Origin of the sequence: Kribbella pittospori (assembly GCF_004331465.1) — a bacterium.
Lineage (GTDB): Bacteria > Actinomycetota > Actinomycetes > Propionibacteriales > Kribbellaceae > Kribbella > Kribbella pittospori.
This window is the reverse complement of record NZ_SJKB01000001.1, coordinates 1,075,351-1,092,198: the sequence shown is the minus strand read 5'-3', so window position 1 is coordinate 1,092,198 and position 16,848 is coordinate 1,075,351. Positions and strand designations below refer to the sequence as shown.

Sequence of the window (16,848 nt, the reverse complement as noted above, 5' to 3'; positions counted from 1 at the left end):
CCCGGTCCGGAGAAGTTTCGCGCCGCCCCGACCAGAGTGCCAGGTCTTGTCCTCGCGAGATCTGAGAGATTACTCTCGAAACATGTCTCTCAGAAATCCGTACGGCGATTTCGAGATCACCGACCCGCAGGCGATGCGGGCGCTGGCTCACCCGGTCCGGCTGGCCGCGCTCAGCTGGCTGCAGCGCAACGGGCCGTCGACGGCGACCCAACTGTCCGAGCATGTGGGCGCGTCGCCGTCGGTCACCAGCTGGCATCTGCGGCACCTGGCGAACTTCGGGCTGGTGGTGGACGGGCCTCCCCCGGACGGCGGCTCGGACCGGCGCCAGCGCTGGTGGAGCGCGGTATCCCGAGGGTTCCGCTACGAGATGCCCGATACCCCGGAGGGTGCCGAGGCCGGCCGGCTGCTCCGCGCCGAGATGATCAACCAGTCACTCGAGGCCGTGCAGCAGTGGCTGGCCGAGACCGAGCCCGGACTCGAGCCCGGGTGGAGCCGCGTCGCCGGGTCCGCCAACACCCGCCTCGTCATCACACCGGCCGAGGCCGAGGCGATCGAATCCGCGATCGAGCAACTGCTGGCGCCGTACGTCCAGCGCCGCGACGAGGGCGAGATTCCACCGGATGCCGGCTCGGTCCGCTACCTGCGGATGACGTTGCCCGAAGCAACAACGACGGAGGGATCTCCGTGAGCACGCTGTCCGCCACCAGTCTCTGGCGGGATCGCCGGTTCCGGACCTTCTGGTCCGCGCAGGGCGTGTCCGAGTTCGGCGACCGGATCACCGAGCTGGCGCTGCCGCTGATCGCCGTCACCATGCTCAACGCCTCGCCCAGTCAGGTCGGATTCCTGACTGCGGCGGTCTGGCTGCCGAACCTCGCGTCGCTGTTCATCGGCACGTGGGTCGACCATCGCCGGGACAAGCGCCCGCTGATGATCGCGGCCGACCTGTCCCGAACCGTACTGCTGCTGTCGCTGCCGGCGGCGTACTGGATGGACCTGCTCACCCTCGGCCAGCTCTACGTGATCGCGATCCTGGCCGGTACGGCGCATGTCCTGTTCAACACCGCCTACGCGTCGTTCTTCGTTGCGCTGGTCGAGCGGGATCAGTTCCTGGAGGCCAACAGCAAGCTGTCTGCGACCAGGTCCATCTCGTTCATGGGTGGTCCCGCGCTCGGCGGCCTGCTCGTGCAGTGGCTGACCGCACCGGTCGCGATCGTCGTCGACGCGTTGACCTTCGCGTTCTCCGCGCTCCAGATCAGCCGGATCACGATGACTCCGGCCGCCTCGGACGAGACAGCGGAACCGCTGTTGCGCCGAGCCCGCGCCGGCATGCGCTATCTGCTCCGGCACCCGTACCTCCGCCGCAGCCTTGGCTGTTCGACCACCGTCAACTTCTTCAATCTGATCAGCACTGCGTTGCTGGTGCTGTTCGCCAGCCGGGAGTTGGAGCTGTCCGCCGGGACGATCGGGATCGCGTTCGGCATCGGTGCAGCCGGTGGGCTGCTCGGCGCCGTCGCTGCCTCGCCGCTCAGCCGCATCATCGGCGTCGGTCCGCTGATCGCCGCCGGTGCCGTCATCTTTCCCGGCTCCATTGCGATCGCGGCGTTCGCCGACGGCCCGACCTGGGTCAAGGCCACCGCGTTGGCCGCGGCCGAGTTCGTCGGCGCGTTCGCGGTGATGTGCTTCGACATACCGAACAACTCGCTGCAGGCCGCCGTCACGCACGACTACATGCGGAGCCGGGTGTCCGGGGCCTACAGCACCATCAACTACGGCATCAGGCCGCTCGGCGCGGTCGTCGGCGGGTTGCTCGGCACCTGGATCGGTGTCCGGCCAACCCTCCTCGTCTCCGCAGCCGGCGGCCTGCTTGCCGTCCTGTGGCTCGTCGGCTCGCCGAACATTCGCACCCGCGAACTCGACGGCCTCGAGCCTCCTGAGTTCTAGTCGTGTACTGCGCGGTCGGCGAGATCCTCGACGTCGTCGACCTTGGCGACCGTCAGCCGGAGCGGAACCTCCTTGATGAACAGCACCGCGATCAGGCTGACCACCGCACAGGCGGCCGCGATCAGGAAGATCCGCCCGGTCGCATCGCCGTACGACTGCCGCACCAGCTCCGCCAACTGCGCCGGCAGGTGGCCGACATCCAGCAGGCTGGTGCTGCCGGAGCCACCCTCCTGCAGTTTGCGCGCGGCGTCGGCGCCGCCCGGAGTGGCGAGCAGACCGGCGACGATCGAATCCTGCACCCGGACCGCGAGCACGGCACCCAGGGCCGACACGCCGACGGCACCACCCAGGCTGCGGAAGAACGAAACCGTGGCGCTCGAGGCACCGATCTGCGAGACGTCAACGGTGTTCTGTACGGCGAGGACCAGGTTCTGCATGGCCATACCCATGCCGAGGCCCATCGCCAGCATGCCGAGTCCGACGTACCAATACGGCGTGGTGTGGTCGATGGTGCCGAGGACCGTCAGGCCGCCGACCAGAAGGATGCTACCGGCAACCAAGTACCGCTTCCACTTGCCGAACCGGGTGATCATCTGACCGGACCCGACCGAGCCGAGGAACGACCCCAGCATCATCGGGATCGTCAGCAGGCCTGCCTCGGTCGGGCTGTACCCACGGGCGATCTGGAAGTACTGGCCGAGGAACAGCGCACTGCCGAACATCGCGACACCGACCGCCAGGCTGGCCACGATCGCCAGCGCAGTGGTCCGCTCCCGCACGACCTTGAGCGGAACCAACGGCTCCTTGACCCGGTTCTCCACCACGACGGCGAAGAAGCCGACCAGCAGCGTTCCGCCGACGAAGAGCGCGGACTGCCAGGACATCCAGGCGAAGTCGTGACCGGCGAAGGTGACCCAGAGCAGCGGCAGGCTGGCCGCGATACTGATCAGCACCGCGCCGAGGTAGTCGATCCGGACCTTGCGCTTGATCAGCGGCAGGTGCAGGTACTTCTGCAGAATCACCAGGCTGACCACGGCCAGCGGGACGCAGACGTAGAAACACCAGCGCCAGCCGAGCCACGAGGTGTCGACGATGACGCCACCGACGAGCGGACCGCTCACGGTCGCGACGGCAATCACCGCACCCATGTAGCCGGAGTACCGGCCGCGGCTGCGGGGCGGGATCGCCGCTCCGATGATCGCCTGGGCGAGCGCCATCAGGCCGCCCATCGCGAGGCCCTGCAGGACACGGGCGCCGATCAGGAACGGCACGTTGTGGGACATGCCGGCCAGTGCCGACCCGACCACGAACAACGAGATGGCCAGCTGGACGAGCAGCTTCTTGCTCATCAGGTCGGACAGCTTGCCCCAGATCGGCGTGGACACCGTGGTGGCCAGCAGACTCGACGTCAGCACCCAGGTGTACTGCGTCTGGGTCCCCTGCAGCTCGGCGATGATCGTCGGCAGGGCGTTGCTGACGATGGTCGAGCTCAGCATCGCTGTGAACAGCGCGGCGAGCAGTCCGATCAGGATCTCGAGGATCTCGCGGTGGGTGAGTTCCGGCGCGGTGGGCACAGCCGCACGCCGGGTCTCGGTGACAGTCATCAGTCTCCTGTTGGTTGAGAACGCCTCACACCCGTGGCGGCCTCGGTGATGGCGCGAGCGATCCGCTGCATGGTTTCCGCAGCGACAAGGAGCGCGTCGTCGTCGAAGTCCGCCAGGGCGGTTCGAAGTTGCTGGGTGTAGGTGGAGTAGAGGGCCTCCAGCTGGGCCTTGCCGTGGGGTGCCAGGCTGACCAGCCCGACCCGGGCATCGGCCGGATCCGGTCGACGGCTCACCAGTCCGTCGGCCTCCAGCGCGGTGAGCTGCCGGCTCACCACCGACGCATCGACGCCGAGCTTCGCTGCGATCTCGCCGCCGCGCTGCTCGCCGTCCCTGAGCAGGACCTTGAGCACGCTCGCGTCGGAGCGGCGCAGCCCGCCGTCAGGGGTCAGATGCCGATGCTCGATACAACGCACGGCCCGTACCAGCGAGCTGACTCCCTCGAGCAGCTCCTGGGCCGACGCGTCCCGCTCTACCCCCGGGACGAGGGGTTCCTGAGCTAGTTGCATAACCCAACTATATAGCGGAATAGTTGGTTTCTGCAACCATATGGCAGACTGGGCGGTTTCGTTTACGGAGCGTGAGATGTTCTGGAGAACTGCACAATTCCGGCCACTCTCCGTCTATCATCCTCCGAAGGGGAGCATTCTCTGGGGAGTGCACCGAAGTCCAGGGGAGCGACTGAGGTGGGGCCATGAAGGCCACGGGAATCGAGCAAGCGCGCTTTGAGCCGACTGTCCTCAGTGCGGTACGCCGCTACTGGGTGATGGTCACGGTCATCGCGGTGCTGACGGCCGTGGCAGCGGTGGGGTACTCGATGACGCAGGCCGAGATCTACCGCGCGTACGCCACGGTCACGGTGCCGCAGAGCACCCTCGCCGAGGGTGAGGCCCGCACGCAGTACTTCGACAGTCAGGTGCTGCTGCTGCAGTCGCAGGAGGTCGCCGACCGCGCGGTCCGCTTCGCCAACGCGGAGCTGAACGAGAACCTGCTGACCCGGCGCGACTTCGCGGGCGAGAACAGTTCGCTGGAGATCACCCCACCGGAGCAGGCCACCCCGGGCGGCTTCGGTTCCAGCATCGTCGCCCTGACCTTCACCTGGCCGAGCAGCAAAGTCGCCCAGGCCGGTGTCAACGCAGTGCTCAAGGCCTTCGACGACGCCCGGAGTGCCGCCATAGCGGCTCAAGGTGCGGCCGATGTCGCAGCGGTCGAGCGGGCCATCAACGACGCCCGGACCCGAGGCCAGCGGAACGACCTGCAGAACCAGCGAACCCAGACACTGGTCGACCTGCAGCTGGCCCTGGCCACCCACCCGACCGTCACCTGGGCCGCCGAACCGCAGCTGCCGATCAACGGCAACGCGAAGCGATCCGGTGCGATCGGCCTGGTCGCCGGGCTCGCCCTGGGTGCCGGACTTGCGTATCTGCGGGCCGGCCGCCGGCGGTGTCTCGACGACCGCCTCGACCCGGTCGCGATCTACAACGCGCCTCTCCTCGGTGACATCCCGCCGACCGGCCGGAATGGGATCCGGTCCACCTTGTCGGCGACCGCCCATCCCCTGCCGATGGCTGCTGATCCGCAGTCCGCGGCCGCCGAGGCGTTCCGGTTCACGGCGGGGTCGGTCGAGCGTCTGCGCTCTGCCCGGGACCACCGGATGGCCGTCGTCTTCGTCTCGGCCGAGAGCGGATCCGACCGGAGTACGGTCGTCGCCAACGTCGCGCTCGCGGTCGCCGAGAGCGGGACGCCAGTACTGGCGGTGGACGCCGATGTGGGCGGGAGCGGCCTTACCGGTCTGCTTCTTCCTGGCAGTCCGCAGGCCGACGGATTCGAGCAGGTCGTGGCCGGCTGCCGTCCGGTGTCGGAATGCATCGAGCCGAGCCCGCTCAACGCGGACGTCACCGTCCTCCGGGCCGGACCCACCCGGGTGCGGCGGACCAGCGGCACGGCGTACGCCGAGGCCGTAGGGAAGCTGATCGCCGAGGCCAAGGAGTCCTTCGAGATCGTCCTGATCGACAGCCCCGCGGTGCTGACAGCGGCGAACGCCGTCGAGCTGGTGCAGGACTCCGATGCGACCGTCGTCGTGCTCGGTCCCGGCGAACCGGTGCAGGACCACGTCACCGTGGTGGAGCGGCTCGAGCATGTCGAGCATGTCGCCGGCTACATCTACCGGCGGACCGATAGTGGACCGAAGTTCGTCCGCCGGCTGCGAGAGCGGATCGGAACTGAGCCCGTGCAGCCAGTCGAAGTTCTGGCATTCCGGCCTGCCAGAGGCCGCCGCCAACCACAGGGCTGATGCGGGATGTCGACGCCCGCGGGTACTCCGCGCGAGGTCGGCGCTGTCCTGGGCGCGCCGCCATCGGATGCATCAGGACGTCTCTGGATCCTGTACGGGCGATTGCTCGGCCCTCTCCTGGCCGGCTACCTGCTGCTCGACCGGGCGTTCGCCTATCTCCATCTGCCCGGTAGTCCGTTGTTCGTCGGCGAGATGGTGCTGGGGGTCGGCGCTGCTGCCTCCGTCGTGGCCACCCACTACCTCAAGGTGCCGATCAGGGACGAGTCCATCCTCGCGCCGCTCGTGGCGTTCGCCGCCTGGGGCCTGATCCGGACGGTGCCCGGCGTCGCGACGTACCACCTGGACGCGGTGCGGGATGCCGCGCTCTGGTTCTACTGCCTGTTCGCGTTCTTCGTCATTGCCGCGCTCGCCAGGTCCCCGGAGCTCCTCGACCGGTGGATCAACGGGTTGAGCCGGTTGACCCCGTGGCTGCTGCTCTGGCTGCCGTTCGCCGTGGTGCTCTATCCACTCGGGGACAGTGCCCCGACGGTCCCGTTCACGACTGTGTCGGTGCTGTCGCACAAGGCCGGCAGCTCGGCCATCGCCGCGCTGCTCGTGCTCGGGTGCATGTGGCTCCTGCCCGGGACGCGCAGCGCGCGCAGCCGCACGGGCTGGAGCATGATGGCGCTCGTCGTCGTCGCACTCGCCGCCACGCAGAATCGCGGTGGCCTGCTCGGTGTGATGGCTGGTGGGGCGGTCGGTCTGGCATTTGTCCGCAACCGCGTCGGCCTCGCTGCACGCGTCGTACTCGTGATGGCTGTCGGCTTGGGACTGGCCTCACTGCTGTCGCTGAAGGTGCCGCTCGGCGGACTGCAGGGACGGGAGTTCTCGGCCACCCAGCTGATCTCCAACGTCGCGAGCCTCAGTGGGAAGGAGACACCCGGCAACCTGGGTGGAACGGTCGAGGGGCGGGAGCAACTCTGGTCGCGGATCCTGGCCAAGCAGGTGGCGGACGGCCATCTCGTCGACGGGTCCGGCTTCGGCCAGAACCTGGCCAGCGAGGTCGGCATCCTCGACGCGGGCAAGGACTCGCTGCGGAGCCCGCACAACTCGCACCTGCACATCGTGGCCAGGCTGGGTCTGGTCGGCATCTCGTGGTGGATCGCCTTGTGGGTGGGGTGGTACTGGCGCATGATCGGCGGCTGCCGGCGGCTGGCCCGCGAAGGGCAGCACACCAGACGTCAGGTCGGCGTGCTCTCGCTGATGGTGACGACCGCCGTACTCGTGTCCTGCTTCTTCGATCCGCAGTTGGAGGGTCCGCAGGTGGCGGCACTGCTGTGGACCGCGTTCGGCATCGGGGTGGCGGTGACCACGGTCCGGCCGTGGTTCCGTGGCGGGACAGGCCCGTGAGACCCAGGGCGCCTTGGATCGTGGCAATCTGCCTGCTGGCGGCATTGCCGGTTTCCTGCGACGGCGAGTCGATCGACACCGCTCTGCCCGGCCGCGCCGGACTCACTGCGCCCGTCGGTCCGGTTGCGAGATCCTGTTCCGGCGTCTCGGTGCATCCCTCCGAGGACGTCCAATCGGTCATCGACGCGCATGCGGCCGGTACGACGTACTGCCTCTCCCCCGGCACCTACCGGCTGGAGCAACCGCTGGAGCCGAAGCGGGGTGACGCGCTCATCGGCCGTCGTGGGGCGGTGGTCAGTGGGTCGAAGGTGCTGACCGGCTGGCGGCGGAACGGCGGAGTCTGGTCGGCCACGGGCTTCCTGCCCAAGGAAGCGGGCGACCACGGCGAGTGCCTGGAATCCGTGCCGACCTGTGCGTACGCCGAAGACGTGTTCGTCGACAAGCGGCGACTGCGTCGGGTCGGGTCCAGGTCGGCCGTGACCGCCGGTACGGTCTATGCCGACTACAGCACGAACACGATCACCATCGGCGACGATCCCGGAGGCCACCTGGTCGAGCAGGCGGTCGCGCCCAGCCTGATCAGAGCGACGGTCGACAAGGTGATGGTCGCCAATCTCGTGCTCGAGCAGGCCGCCAACGAGGCCCAGGTCGCCGCCGTCGAGGCCCGCCGGACGACGCCGTACGGGATGGGGTCCGACTGGCGGATCTCGCACAACGAGGTGCGCCTCAACCACGGGGTCGGCCTGGGCCTGGCCGACGGCGCCGTCGTGACCGCGAACCTCGTGCACCACCAGGGCCAGCTCGGTTTCGGTGCCTGGGGCAACGGATCGGTGGTGAGCGGCAACGAGATCTCGTTCAACGGCGCGGCCGGCTACTCCCCGGACTGGGAGGCGGGCGGGAGCAAGAGCTGGCACACCGACCGGCACACGGTCCGGCACAACTACGTGCACGACAACTACGGGCCGGGGCTGTGGACCGACGGCGGCAACATGCGCACGGAGTACTCGTTCAACAAGATCACCGGGAACTGGGGAGCCGGCATCCAGCACGAGATGAGCTACGACGCGACCATCACGGAGAACGAGATCACCGGCAACGGCCGGCGGCACAAGGGCTGGGCCTGGGAGGCCGGCATCCAGATCCAGTCGTCGGGCGGAACAGGGCTCATCGAGGTCGCCGGCAACACCCTCGGTGACAACGCCAACGGCATCGCCCTGATCGAGAGCGGCGGCCGTGCGGACGAACAGCCGGCGCCGTACGGACGGCACGTCGTCCGGAACGTCTGGGTGCACGACAACCGGGTCAGATTGTCCGCCGGCCAGACCACCGGTGCGGTCCAGGACATCGGAGACACGACCGTGTACACCGGCGCCGGCATCCGCTTCGAGAACAACACGTACCTCGTGTCGTCGCTGGACGAACCGCTCTTCTCCTGGAACGACACCGACCTGACCTGGACCGAGTGGCTCGTGGCGGGCAACGACAACGGCGGACGGGCCGAACGCAGCGGCCGCTGAACGCCCGGTCGGCCGTCAGCTGAGGTCGGCAGCGCTGGCGGTCAGGTGAGGTCGGCGTTGAGGCGGGCGAGGAGGCGGCCGAGGTCGGCCAGGTCGGTGGGATTCCAGCGTTCGAGGATGGCTCTGAACTCGGTCTGGCGCTGGGCGCGCATCGCGTCGAAGCTGTCGGCGCCGGTGGCCGTCAGGCGAAGCAGCCGGGCGCGGCCGTCGTCGGGGTCGCCGACGCGTTCGATCAGGCCGAGATTCTCCAGCTGGGTGATGCCTCGGCTGACGGTTGACTTGTCCAGGCCGAGCGCTTGGGCAACGTCGGACGCCCGTACGCCTGCGCGACCACCGGACGTGCCGAGCTCGATCTGGGAGATCAGTGCGTAGCCGGCCGCATCCATGTCCGGGTGCACCCGGCGCGCCAACCGCAGCGACGCCGATCGGGAGCGCCGGAACAGCGCCGACAGCTCCTGCTCGATGTCCGCGAGCATCCGCTCGCTCTGCTCGGTCCGCGGCGACTCGACGACCTCGTTCACCGGACCACGATCCCGGCGTCGCGCAGCGCCTTCTTGACGTCGGCGATCCGGAAGTCGCCGAAGTGGAACACGCTCGCGGCCAGTACGGCGTCCGCACCGGCCTCGACCGCGGGCGGGAAGTGCTCCGGCGCGCCCGCTCCCCCGCTGGCGATCAGCGGGATGTCGACCACGTCCCGGACGGCGCGGATCAGCTCCAGGTCGAAGCCCTGTTTGGTGCCGTCAGCATCCATCGAGTTCAGCAGGATCTCCCCCGCACCCAGCTCCGCGCCGCGCTTGGCCCACTCGATCGCATCCAGACCGGCCGACTTGCGGCCGCCGTGCGTGGTCACCTCGAACCCGCTCGGCTGGTCCGCAGCCCGCCGTACGTCGAGTGACAGCACCAGCACCTGGTTGCCGAAGCGGTGCGCGATCTCGCGGATCACCTCCGGCCGAGCGATCGCGCCGGTGTTGATGCCGACCTTGTCCGCACCGGCCCGCAGCAGCCGGTCCACATCGGCCGCCTCGCGCACCCCGCCGCCGACGGTGAGCGGTATGAACACCTGCTCGGCGGTCTGCCCGACCACGTCGTACGTCGTCTCCCGCGAACCCGAGGACGCCGTGATGTCGAGGAAGGTCAGCTCGTCGGCGCCCTCCGCGTCGTACACCTTGGCCATCTCGACCGGGTCCCCCGCGTCCCGCAGATCGGTGAAGTTGACTCCCTTCACCACCCGCCCGCCATCCACGTCCAAACAGGGGATCACCCGCACAGCAAGAGTCACGCGGTCAGCGTACCGAGTCGGCCCCAAACTACTTCCAGGCGCGGCGCTTGGAGCCGGCCGGCTTGATCGGGGCGGTGGACTCCCAGACCCGGCGCCAGCGGGCGGCGTCGGGGCCGGACTGGGACGGGGACGCGCCGGCCGCGACGCGGCGGCGTGCCTCGTACCAGGTGGTCGACTCCTCGTCGAGGAGGGCCGAGACCGCCGCTGAAATCTTCGGTGCGAACTCGCGGGCGCTCTCTCCCTCGGCCGGGGTGAGCGGATCGCCGTACCGGACGGCGACCGAGGGACGGCCGGGGACCGGCCAGCCGCGGCCGCGCGGCATGGCGGCGAACGAACCCTTGATGCCGACCGGGATCACCGGCACGCCGTGCTCGACGGCCAGGTACGCCGCGCCCATCCGGAACCGCTCCATCCAGCCGTCCGGCGACCGGGTGCCCTCCGGGAAGACGACCACGTTCCAGCCGTCCGCGAGCAGGTCACCCGGGGTCGAGCTGAGCTTGCCGCCGCGGCGCTCGATCGGGAACGTGTTGAACACGATCGCCGACGCGGTCGCCCGCCACCAGGTGTCGAAGAAGTAGTCGGCCGCAGCGGCGACCGCGGTCTTGCGGCGCATGCCGTCCGGCAGCGTGCACAGCAACAGCGGGGTGTCCAGGTGCGACGAATGGTTCGCCACGATCAGCGCGGGACCGTTGAGCTTGAGCAGCGAGTCGAGACCGCTCACCTGCGGGTTCACCTCGAACCGCAGGACCGAGTTCAGCGCGCCCTTCTGCAGCACCTCGCGAACCGCGATCGCAGCCGGCGTCCGGGCCCACTTGGTCGGGAAGACCGAGGTCTCCTTCGGGATCACGTACGGCTCGGCCGACCGCGGCACCTGCGGCCGCCGGCCCCAGCGCCACCCACGCGCCACCACCTTCACGTCGCGCGCGGTGTCGCGGCTGAACTTCACCAGACTGGTGCCCATCAGCGCACGTCCGCGAGCAGGTGCGGCGGGTTGTGCAGGTACGTGATCGAGGGCGACCGGCCGACCGAGTGGCTGACCATCTCCAGCGCGTCCTGCAGTGTCGAGGCGGACCGGAAGCCCATCCGCTCGACCGTCTTGCGGTTCGCACCGACCCAGACGATGTCACCGCAGTGGTCCAGGGCATGCGAGATCCAGTACCACATGTAGAACGGGTGCACGCCGTGGTACGCGTACGACGTCCGGTACAGGTGGATGTACCACGGGTCCTCGGCGTACTGCTTCTCGAACTTGGCCTCGATCGTGGCCGGGTCGGTCGACTCCGACAGCACCTCTTCGAAGAAGTCGACGTACGACGGGTGGTGCAACTGGCTGAACTCGTAGTCGACCGGGTGGTACAGGATCACCGCCCCGTCCTTGCGGACGATCGGGTTGCCCCGGTAGGAGTTGAAGTAGTAGCCCAGCCCCATGCAGGCGGCCAGGATCGGGTTCATCACCGAGTTCACGTTGTACGGGCCGATGAACGGCACGCCCATGATCGCGACGTCGGACTGGCCCTGCACCTCGACCAGGTGCTGCCGGTGCACGTTGTCGAGCGTCTTGTCGTGCACCGGCTCGATCTTGCCGGCGTGGATCCCGGTCAGGCCGTAGGTCGACCGGACGTCGGTGAAGATCTTGTGCCGCAGCTTGCTCGGCGCGGCCGCGAGCGCGCGCTTGGTGGCCAGCATCGAGGCCTGGTCCTTGATCGACCACTCCCACTCGCGCTTCTGCAGGAACTCCAGCGGACCGCCGAAGATGTCGTTGTTCAGCGACGTCTCGATCTGGAAGACCTTGACGTGCTGGGTCAGGATCTCGCCCATCCGCCAGGCCGAGTGGTGCATCTTCGAGGCCTTGTGGTCCATGAAGGACCGCGAGTGGATCATCGTGTGGCTGTTGTGGTGGTGCTTCAGCGACTTGTACGACGCCAGGCCGATCGACGTCGACTTGTGGCCGCCGTCCATCGCCACCAGGTTCACGTTCACGTAGACGAGCAGGTCGGACTCGGCCGCCCGCTTGGAGATCTCCACGTCCTCGCCGTGCTTGGTCTGCCCCAGGTGGGTCAGGTTCGCGGTGTCCTCGGCGTCGAAGTTGTAGAGCTTGCCGTCGGGGAAGAAGGACCGGAACACCCGCTCGCCGACGATGTCGCGCAGTTCGTTCGGGGTGAGCCGGCGGTGCAGCGCGTTCGCCGAGATCAGCTCGACGTCGTCCACGCCGGCGGACGCGGCCAGCTCCAGCACCGCCTCGATGATGCGCTGCCGGATGTCCGGCTTCTTCATCGGCGGCAGCGGGATCGAGATGTCGTCGAAGGCGATCGTCAGTCGCATCCCGGCGAACAGCAGCTCGGGCAGCGGCTCGGACTCCAGCGGGTTGAGCAGCGCGTTCTGGATCGCCTCGTCCACGTCCCGCACCGGTGGCAGCGCCTCCGGCGGGTACACCACCCGGGTACCGAGCGGGAACCGCTCCAGCAGGAATCCCTCACCGTTGTGGACGAGCAGGGGCGGAGTCCGGTCGTCCACCTCAAGCACAAACCCTGGCCGAGACATGTCAGAACCTCTCTCGTACGTCGTGCAGCGCTGTCACGGCCCTCATGAGGCCCTCACATCGAAAGCAACCTTGACCGTGCCGAGTCGGCCGGCCGAATGCGCGTGGTCGATCGCCTCGCGCCAGCGGTAGAGCGGGTACCGCGCGCCGACCACGCCGTCGAGCGGAGCCTTGGCGGCCAGCTCCAGCGCGGTCTCGAACGCGGGCTGGCCGTTCGGCTCCTCCCGCGCGGACGCGTAGGTGCCGGCCAGCTCCAGCTCGCGGAACCACACCGGCGACAGGTCCGCGCCGGTCGACGGCATGCCGGACAGCACCACCCGGCCGCCGGCCTTGGTCACCCGGAGCACGGTGTCGATCGAGTCCTTGCTACCGACGGCGTCCACGGCGATGTCGACACCGCCGAGCAGGAACTCCTTGGCCATCTCCGGCTTCAACCGGAACGCACCGGTCGAGCGCCGTACGCCGCGGAAGACCTCGTCGGGAGCGACCACGTCGCTGGCGCCGAACGCCCGGGCCAGCTCACGCTGCTTGGCGTGCTTCGCGACGACCGTGATCCGGCCGGCCTGGGTCAGCTCGCGGAGGGCGAGGGTCGCGAACAGGCCGACCGCACCTGCGCCACTCACCAAGACCGACTGGCCGGGCTCAACCTTGGACCTCAGTGCCGTGTGCACGGCGCAGGCGAGCGGCTCGACCAGCACTGCGCGCTCGTTGGTGAGTGCCTCGGGTACGGCGTACAGCTGGCTGCGGTGCGCGATCATCACGTTGCCCCAGCCACCGCCGGTGTCCTGGCAGAACCCGGTCTGCAGACCAGGCGCCACGTGACCGACGGTGATCCGGTCGCACCGGTTGGTGTTACCGGAAGCGCAGCCCTGGCAGGGCTCGACACCGCGAGCCGCGCAGGTCAGGACGCTGTCCATCACCACCCGGGTGCCCTTCGGCAGGTCCTCGCAGTCGTCGAGCAGTTCGCCGACGATCTCGTGACCGGGGACGAACGGCATCGACACCATGGCGGAGAAGTACAGCTTGGTGGATCCGGTCACCATGCCGAGGTCGGAGCCGCAGATGCCGGACAGGATCGGGCGGATCCGCGCCCAGCCCTCCCGCTCGGCCTTCGGCTCGTTGATGGTGACGAGACGCAGCGGCGCGGCCGGACCGGTCAGGATGCCGGGAATGCGGCCGCCGACCGCCTTGGCCGCCAGGTACTTGGCCGGCGACCGGTACATCTCGAGTGCGAGCATCATCGGGCGTTCACCCCTGGCAGCTCCAACCGGGACGAAGTGGACGGGGTCTTCCAGTCGACGATCTGCCAGCGCGCGGCCCGGGCAGCCCGGAACAGCGACACGTCCGGCGAAACCGCGACCGGATTGCCGACGACCGACAGCATCGGCAGGTCCGAGTGGCTGTCGGCGTAGGCGTAGGACTTGGACAGGTCGATATTCGTACCGCGGGCGCGGTGCTTGAGCCACGCCGCCCGGGACTCGCCGACCAGCGGCGGCCCGGAGAGGAAGCCGGTGCAGCGGCCGCGGTCGTCGACGGCCAGTTCGGCGGCGACGATCTCGTCGAACAGCGGCGCCAGCGGCCGGGTCAGCGGCCGGACCGCGCCGGTGATCAGGATCGTTTTGTGCCCGGCCGCGCGGTGCTCGCGGATCCGCCGTACCGCGGCTCCGCTCAGCCGCTCGAGCACGTGCTCGGCGAGGACCTCGTCGACGATCCGGTTCAGTTCCTCAAGGTCCGCGCCCTCGTAGCGGCGGTAGATCGTGCGGAGGAACGTGCCGCGGTCCTTGCGCTCGGCCGAGATCAGCTTCGGCAGCCGGCGCAGCATCTGGCCGATCTCACCGACCCGCTGGTGGCTGTCCAGCTCGGGCAGCCGCATCCACAGGTAGGTCTCGATCACGTTCGACGACAGCAGTGTGCCGTCCATGTCGAACGCGGCGATCACCTCGGTGTCCTGCGAAGGCTCGACCTTCTTCAGTACGCCGGCCGACTCCAGCAGCGCCTTGTTCCGCTTCTTCCGAACGACGTCCAGCCGGCGCATCGACTCGGTGACGCTCGGGCAGTGCAGCTCCTGCAGGTAGTACTGCCAGTCCACGATCGAGGTGTCGCACCAGAACTTCTCCCGGTCGTCACCCTCGAGCGCATTGTGCAGGGCCAGCACGTTGTCGTCGATGAACTGCAGCTCGGCCTGTGCGTACTCGGAGTACAGATCCATGTAACGGCGGAGAAAGTCGAGCCGGCGCTTCTGCACGTCCAGCTCGCGCGCGTACTTGCGGACCCGTTCGCTCCGCGGCACGGTCGTGATGATCTTGTCGGCGATCTTGTGGGCCTTCTCGCCGTACCGCAGCATGCTCTCGACCGAGTCGCCGCCGGGGAACTTCCAGACCGGCAGCCGGACCGCGCCACGCTCACCGAGGTCGAACGGGTGCTTGGAGAAGTACGCCCGGACGCCGGCGTACAACTGCTCGAAGGTCAGCGGGTTCCGGGCGCCGGAGCTGACGTGGTAGTACTCCGGCTTGCTCAGCTCGGGCTCGGTCGCCATCACCGCGCAGATCGCGCCGACGACGTGGTCGACCGGGATGATCTCGACGACGGAGTCAGGGCTGGCCGGGAACTCCGGCAGCTCACCGCGGCCGTAGGCCAGGATCAGCGGCTCGGCCATCTTGAAGCCCTCGATCCAGCCCGGGTGCGGGCTCTGCACCGCGGACTCGATGATGGCCGGCCGGACGATCGAGGTCGGCAGCTTGCTCGAGAACTCCTCGACCACGCGCTCACCGAGGGCCTTGGTGAACGTGTAGCAGTCGGTCCAGCCAAGGCTGCGGGCGCGCTCGGTGCCGGTCTCGACCAGCTTCTTCGCGACCCACTCGGTCCGGCGCCGCTCGGTGTCGGCCGCGGCGGTCAGGTGGCCGGCCCGGCGGTGCAGCTTCTCGGCGTCCTTGCGGAACTTCGCCAGCATCGGCGCGGACCGGGACTGCTCCTCGATCCGGGACTTCATCGCCATCCCGGCCTCGGCCTCGGCCCGCCAGTCGACGCTGTGCTCGACCGACGCCTCGGGGATCGCACCCCGGCGGCGGCCGGCAGTGTAGGCGGTGGAGATGTGGACGTAGTGGACCGGCCGTCCGGTTTCGACGATCCGCTCGAGCAGGCTCTTGGTGCCGAGCACGTTGGTCGTGAACGCCTCGTGGATCGGCGGGTCGAAGCTGACGTCGCCGGCGCAGTGCACGACGATGTCGAGATCCTTCGGCAGTTCCGGTACGTCGGACAGGTCGCCGTCGATCACCTGGATCCGGGCACTGCTCAGCGACTCGGCGTCGGCGTACTCGGTGCCCTCGCCGTAGAACGGCTTGAAGATGTCCTTCTTCAGCAGTTGCGCCATCCGGTCGGTGCCGTTGAGCGACCCCTTCGGGCGGATGATCGCGACCACGGTGGTCCCGGGCAGGTCGCCGATGATCCGGTGCAGCAGCGCCTCACCGACGAATCCGGTGACGCCGGTGACCAGGACCTTCTTGTCCTTGAGCTTGTCGGCCAGACTCACTGGTCGCCTCCACGCGTGAGTTCGAGTGCCTCGGTCAGGGTGAACGCACCGGCGTACAGGGCCTTGCCCACGATCACGCCCTCGACGCCGTCGGCGACCAGGGTGCTCAGCGCCTTCAGGTCGTCGAGGCTGGAGACGCCGCCGGAGGCGATGATCGGCTTGGCGGTGCGTGCGCACAGGTCGCGGTACAGGTCCAGGTTCGGCCCCTGGAGCATGCCGTCCTTGGTGACGTCGGTGACCACGTAGCGCTCGCAGCCGGCCGCTTCCAGCCGCTCGAGCACCTCGTACAGGTCGCCGCCTTCTTTGGTCCAGCCGCGGGCCGCCAGGGTCCGGCCGCGGACGTCGAGGCCGATCGCGACGCGGTCGCCGTACTGCTGGATGATCCGGTCGCACCACTCCGGGTTCTCGAGCGCTGCGGTGCCGATGTTGACGCGGCGAGCGCCGGTCGCCAGCGCGGCCTCGAGCGAGTCGTCGTCCCGGATCCCGCCGGACAGCTCGACCTGAACATCGAGCTTGCCGGTCACGTCGGCGAGCAGTTCGCGGTTGCTGCCCCGGCCGAACGCGGCGTCCAGGTCGACGAGGTGGATCCACTCCGCTCCGGCGTCCTGCCAGGCCATCGCGGCGGCCAGCGGATCGCCGTACGAGGTCTCACTTCCGGCCTCTCCCTGCACCAGCCGGACAGCCTGACCGTCTGCCACATCCACGGCAGGCAGCAGCACCAGGTTCTCAGACATGGCCACACCCTAGATGGCGTTAGTTC

14 protein-coding genes are annotated in these 16,848 nt (G+C 68.8%); 5 read left to right on the top strand and 9 right to left on the bottom strand.

Annotated elements, in window-relative coordinates; translation table 11 throughout:
- Positions 1 to 82 precede the first annotated feature (82 nt).
- Together E0H73_RS05000 and E0H73_RS04995 are read left to right on the top strand one after the other, a co-directional pair.
- Positions 83 to 688, top strand: coding sequence for an ArsR family transcriptional regulator (locus E0H73_RS05000; protein WP_131351860.1), 606 nt, complete (start codon positions 83 to 85; stop codon positions 686 to 688).
- A complete protein-coding gene (locus E0H73_RS04995) occupies positions 685 to 1,941 on the top strand; it encodes an MFS transporter (RefSeq protein WP_238163805.1) in 1,257 nt (418 codons plus the stop codon). The genes E0H73_RS05000 and E0H73_RS04995 overlap by 4 nt, the downstream gene beginning before the upstream one ends.
- On the opposite strand, the gene E0H73_RS04990 is transcribed toward E0H73_RS04995, so the two are convergent.
- Together E0H73_RS04990 and E0H73_RS04985 are read right to left on the bottom strand one after the other, a co-directional pair.
- The gene (locus E0H73_RS04990) at positions 1,938 to 3,545 is read right to left on the bottom strand and encodes an MDR family MFS transporter (RefSeq protein ID WP_131351857.1); all 1,608 of its coding nucleotides are present in this window, start codon (positions 3,543 to 3,545) and stop codon (positions 1,938 to 1,940) included. The genes E0H73_RS04995 and E0H73_RS04990 overlap by 4 nt on opposite strands.
- Positions 3,545 to 4,051, bottom strand: a complete 507-nt coding sequence (locus E0H73_RS04985; RefSeq protein ID WP_131351854.1) for a MarR family winged helix-turn-helix transcriptional regulator — start codon at positions 4,049 to 4,051, stop codon at positions 3,545 to 3,547. Before E0H73_RS04985 ends, E0H73_RS04990 begins: the two co-directional genes overlap by 1 nt.
- 185 nt (positions 4,052 to 4,236) lie before the next feature.
- Between E0H73_RS04985 and E0H73_RS04980 the strand changes: the two genes are divergently transcribed.
- From E0H73_RS04980 to E0H73_RS04970, 3 genes are read left to right on the top strand one after another with little or no spacing between them, the layout of a single operon-like run.
- Positions 4,237 to 5,835 carry a Wzz/FepE/Etk N-terminal domain-containing protein gene (locus tag E0H73_RS04980; RefSeq protein ID WP_131351851.1) on the top strand — a complete coding sequence of 533 codons (1,599 nt, stop codon included), beginning with the start codon at positions 4,237 to 4,239 and terminating at the stop codon, positions 5,833 to 5,835.
- 6 nt (positions 5,836 to 5,841) lie between these two features.
- Positions 5,842 to 7,224, top strand: coding sequence for an O-antigen ligase family protein (locus E0H73_RS04975; protein WP_131351848.1), 1,383 nt, complete (start codon positions 5,842 to 5,844; stop codon positions 7,222 to 7,224).
- Between the two features lie 20 nt (positions 7,225 to 7,244).
- The gene (locus E0H73_RS04970; protein ID WP_131351845.1) at positions 7,245 to 8,741 is read left to right on the top strand and encodes a right-handed parallel beta-helix repeat-containing protein; all 1,497 of its coding nucleotides are present in this window, start codon (positions 7,245 to 7,247) and stop codon (positions 8,739 to 8,741) included.
- A 41-nt stretch (positions 8,742 to 8,782) separates the two neighbouring features.
- Here the strand turns inward: E0H73_RS04970 and E0H73_RS04965 are convergent, their stop codons facing one another.
- From E0H73_RS04965 to priA, 7 genes are read right to left on the bottom strand one after another with little or no spacing between them, the layout of a single operon-like run.
- Positions 8,783 to 9,262, bottom strand: coding sequence for a MarR family winged helix-turn-helix transcriptional regulator (locus tag E0H73_RS04965; RefSeq protein WP_238163804.1), 480 nt, complete (start codon positions 9,260 to 9,262; stop codon positions 8,783 to 8,785).
- Positions 9,259 to 10,020 (bottom strand): imidazole glycerol phosphate synthase subunit HisF, encoded by a 762-nt coding sequence (hisF, locus tag E0H73_RS04960; RefSeq protein ID WP_131351842.1) that lies wholly within the window; start codon positions 10,018 to 10,020, stop codon positions 9,259 to 9,261. Before hisF ends, E0H73_RS04965 begins: the two co-directional genes overlap by 4 nt.
- A 28-nt stretch (positions 10,021 to 10,048) precedes the next feature.
- Positions 10,049 to 10,981 (bottom strand): lysophospholipid acyltransferase family protein, encoded by a 933-nt coding sequence (locus E0H73_RS04955; RefSeq protein ID WP_131351839.1) that lies wholly within the window; start codon positions 10,979 to 10,981, stop codon positions 10,049 to 10,051.
- Complete coding sequence (gene larAH, locus E0H73_RS04950; protein WP_131351836.1) at positions 10,981 to 12,561, bottom strand: NPN-dependent hydroxyacid isomerase, LarAH14/15/16 family; 1,581 nt, start codon at positions 12,559 to 12,561, stop codon at positions 10,981 to 10,983. The genes E0H73_RS04955 and larAH overlap by 1 nt, the downstream gene beginning before the upstream one ends.
- Before the next feature lie 42 nt (positions 12,562 to 12,603).
- On the bottom strand, positions 12,604 to 13,800 hold the full coding sequence (locus tag E0H73_RS04945) for a zinc-dependent alcohol dehydrogenase (RefSeq protein WP_131351833.1): 1,197 nt from the start codon (positions 13,798 to 13,800) through the stop codon (positions 12,604 to 12,606).
- Positions 13,797 to 16,088: an HAD-IB family hydrolase gene (locus E0H73_RS04940; RefSeq protein WP_131351830.1), complete on the bottom strand. Its 2,292-nt coding sequence runs from the start codon at positions 16,086 to 16,088 to the stop codon at positions 13,797 to 13,799. Before E0H73_RS04940 ends, E0H73_RS04945 begins: the two co-directional genes overlap by 4 nt.
- On the bottom strand, positions 16,085 to 16,822 hold the full coding sequence (priA, locus tag E0H73_RS04935) for a bifunctional 1-(5-phosphoribosyl)-5-((5-phosphoribosylamino)methylideneamino)imidazole-4-carboxamide isomerase/phosphoribosylanthranilate isomerase PriA (protein ID WP_131351827.1): 738 nt from the start codon (positions 16,820 to 16,822) through the stop codon (positions 16,085 to 16,087). The genes E0H73_RS04940 and priA overlap by 4 nt, the downstream gene beginning before the upstream one ends.
- Between the last annotated feature and the right edge of the window lie 26 nt (positions 16,823 to 16,848).